This is a genomic window from Pseudomonas sp. P4_D7 (assembly GCF_056401755.1).
Genome location: NZ_JBFUIR010000122.1, coordinates 1 through 3,057, shown reverse-complemented (window position 1 = coordinate 3,057; position 3,057 = coordinate 1). Strand labels below are relative to the sequence as shown.

The following is a 3,057-nucleotide window of genomic DNA, read 5'->3' as shown; positions in this document are numbered from 1 at the left end:
CATTTGCGGCAGGCCTTGTTCTTGGGGCTCTAACTAACCTGATAGATAACGCGGTTCACTGGGTCAAAGTCAGACACCCTGATCCCGGGGAGCGACGTATTTACGTCAATGTAGATCCTGACTTTGAGGGAGGACCAGCCATTGTCGTGGCTGACAATGGACCAGGCTTTATCGACGACCCGGCCACAATTGTAACGCCCTTCTTTACGAGACGACCTGCTGGGAGTGGTCTTGGGTTATACTTCGCCAACCTGGTTATGGATCTTTGCGAGGGACGGCTGGTCTTTCCCGGGAAAGGCCAGGCGGATGTGCCGGATGAATTTGATGGCGCAGTGGTAGCTATGGTCTTTGGCAGGCCCTGATGTTCACACCAGCAAGATATATCGCAATTGATGATGACCCAATGGAGCTTTCTCCACTCGTCGACGCGCTTCATGGGCTTGGCGCTCCATGTATAGGTATACGATTTGATGCCGCCGGCTTGCCGGCGCCTGCTCTGTTCACCGGCTTCCGTATTTTGTTCAGCGATCTTCATCTGTTGAGAGCAGCTGCCAGTGCTGTTCAGCACTATGATGCTCTTGGAAGCATCCTCAACCACTGTGTTCCCGATCATCACGGCCCGTACATCCTCATACTCTGGACCTCGCATGAGCAGGAACGGACAGCCTTAGCGGACCGTCTCGGGGTGATACTACCGGCAGATAAGATGCCGCTGGCTATTCTTGCGCTGGATAAAAATGCTTTCAGTATGGGCCGGGACCAGTGGGATGGCGCTGCACTCCAGCATGCGATAACGCAGCAAATTGCGGCGATGCCCCAACTCGCTGCGCTCCTTAGTTGGGAGCGCGATGTTCTAGCGGCGGCGAACGCAACACTCGCTTTGGTGAGCAATCTGATACCGAGCGATAAGCGCACGCTTGCCTTGTACCCCGGCGCGATGGATGGCATTCTTAGCCTCCTGGCATCTGCGGCCGCGGGGCCTTCGAACGCACTAAGCGATCCGAGAGGTTCGGTGGCAGCTGTTCTATCCCCCTTGTTAACTGACCGGATACTCAATCAGCCCGCCGCCGCCGGCACACCTGACCTGTGGAAAACCGCAGTGACTTTTCCGCAGCCGGGGCTTGCGCTCAGCGAGGTTCAGAAGGCGGAGATGCACCGGATGCTGCACTTGGCGGTTCCTCCCGGTGAGCCGGTTGGCCAGTCTGATTGGGGTGCGATAATTCCCTTGGCCGAGCTTGACGATGACGCTATGAATGCGAGGTTTGGGGTCACAGTCGACTATCTCCGAGAAAAGGAATTTAAGCTGAAGGCAGAACGCCGCGGTGAGGGCCAACTGGTTCTCATACGCGGAGGTGCTGCCTGTGATCAGGCCCAAAGTAATGCCGGCCCTCTTCCATTTCATCTGGGGCTCCTGGTTCCGCAAGGTGCGGTGCAGAAGACATCCCGAAGCCCGGCTGTGCTCGTGTGCGGCGAACAATTCAAGCTCGACGAGTTTGCTGAACCCGTCTGTCTTCTTGTGCACGCCCGTTTTAATACCACTATTGTGCCAGGTGACCTGGCAGCTTGGCCGGCTGCAACGATGCGTTTGCGTGAACAGATGCTTACTACCATCCTTGTCCACACCGCGTCTTACGTTATGCGTCCGGGGACCTTACGCTTTTGAAAACGACATCAGACACCCCATTCGAAGTGGTCGATTTGTTTGCGGGGCCCGGCGGGCTTGCTGAGGGATTTGCATCGGTACGTGACACCAACGGAAACCCGGTGTTCCAAATCGCCCTCTCCGTTGAGAAGGAAAAGTTGGCGCACCGGACGCTCCGATTCCGTGCATTTCTCCGGCAGTTTGAAGGCTCATTTCCTGATGAATACTACGCTTTCCTCAATGGCTCGATCGAAGAACCCGACTGGGCTCTGAAATATTCCAAACAGTGGGAGAGGGCGGAGAAGGAAGCTTTGTTGCTCGAGCTGGGTGAGGATGGGGTAAGTGATATATTGGCGCCATATCTTCAAACGATCAGAGAAAGGGCTGGCGACCGGACGATTGTTATCGGCGGTCCACCCTGTCAGGCGTATTCCGTTGTCGGCAGGTCTCGCAACCGTGCAAAAGCTGAATACCTTCCTGAAAAGGACAAGAGGCATTTCCTTTATCGCGAATACATCAGCATTTTGAAACATTTGAAGCCTGCAGCATTCGTCATGGAAAACGTCAAAGGGATGTTTTCCTCAACCGTAGGCGGTAAAGCAGTATTCGATATGGTGCTTTCCGATCTTGAGGCAATCGGTGGTGATGACAGAACCTATGATTTCTTTGCGTTTGGCGCAGGTCCTGGCGGAGCCGCGTATTTGACCCCGACGCGCAGACCCAAGGATTTTCTAATTCGGTGTGAGACATTTGGGGTTCCCCAGGCAAGGCATAGAATTATAATTATCGGATTGAGACGCGACCTCGTTCATTTAGATGGGTTGCAAAGCCAGATACCAACAGGCTCGGGCGGAATGAAGGTCACGGTCCGCGACATCCTTCAGGGTATGCCTTTCATAAGAAGTGGTGTTAGCAAATCGGATTCGCCTGATGCTTGGCGCAATGCGATGTCCAGGTCGATAGAGAAAGTCATGGACGCCACCCGCGACTCTGAAGATCAGAACCATCAAAAGGTTTACCGGCATTCTGAAGTTCTGGCCGGCAGAATGGCGGAGGCCATAAGCACGGCGCCCCGGAGTAGCTCCGGGATGGGTCACATCGCTGATGATTGCCCCCCTGAACTTCGTGAGTGGATCCTTGATAGCAGGATGACCTGCCTTTCAGGGCATGCGAGCCGAGGTCACATGGAATCCGATTTGGGCCGGTATTTTTTCGCTTCTGTTTATGCAAGTGTGTGTGGAAGATCGCCGGTCGCCCGTGAGTTTCCGCCTTCTTTGGCGCCTAAACATAAGAACTGGGAGAGTGGTATCTTCTCGGACCGGTTTCGTGTTCAAGTATGGGGTAGCCCATCGACGACAATAACAAGCCACATCGCAAAGGACGGGCATTATTTCATTCACCCCGATCCTATGCAG

Annotated in this window: 3 protein-coding genes; all 3 read left to right on the top strand. The window is 54.5% G+C overall.

The window, feature by feature from the left end:
- Positions 1-362: ATP-binding protein (locus tag AC1DVF_RS28840; RefSeq protein WP_477783579.1), on the top strand; the 362-nt coding region annotated here is incomplete at its 5' end.
- The gene (locus AC1DVF_RS28835; protein WP_477484733.1) at positions 362-1,663 is read left to right on the top strand and encodes a hypothetical protein; all 1,302 of its coding nucleotides are present in this window, start codon (positions 362-364) and stop codon (positions 1,661-1,663) included. The genes AC1DVF_RS28840 and AC1DVF_RS28835, both read left to right, overlap by 1 nt.
- Positions 1,660-3,057, top strand: a 1,398-nt coding sequence (locus AC1DVF_RS28830; RefSeq protein ID WP_477783578.1) for a DNA cytosine methyltransferase, incomplete at its 3' end; no start/stop codon positions are given. The genes AC1DVF_RS28835 and AC1DVF_RS28830, both read left to right, overlap by 4 nt.

Excerpts from the sequence above, each read along its gene's own strand:
- AC1DVF_RS28835 (WP_477484733.1), top strand. The coding sequence starts at position 362 with ATGTTCACACCAGCAAGATATATCGCAATTGATGATGACCCAATGGAG.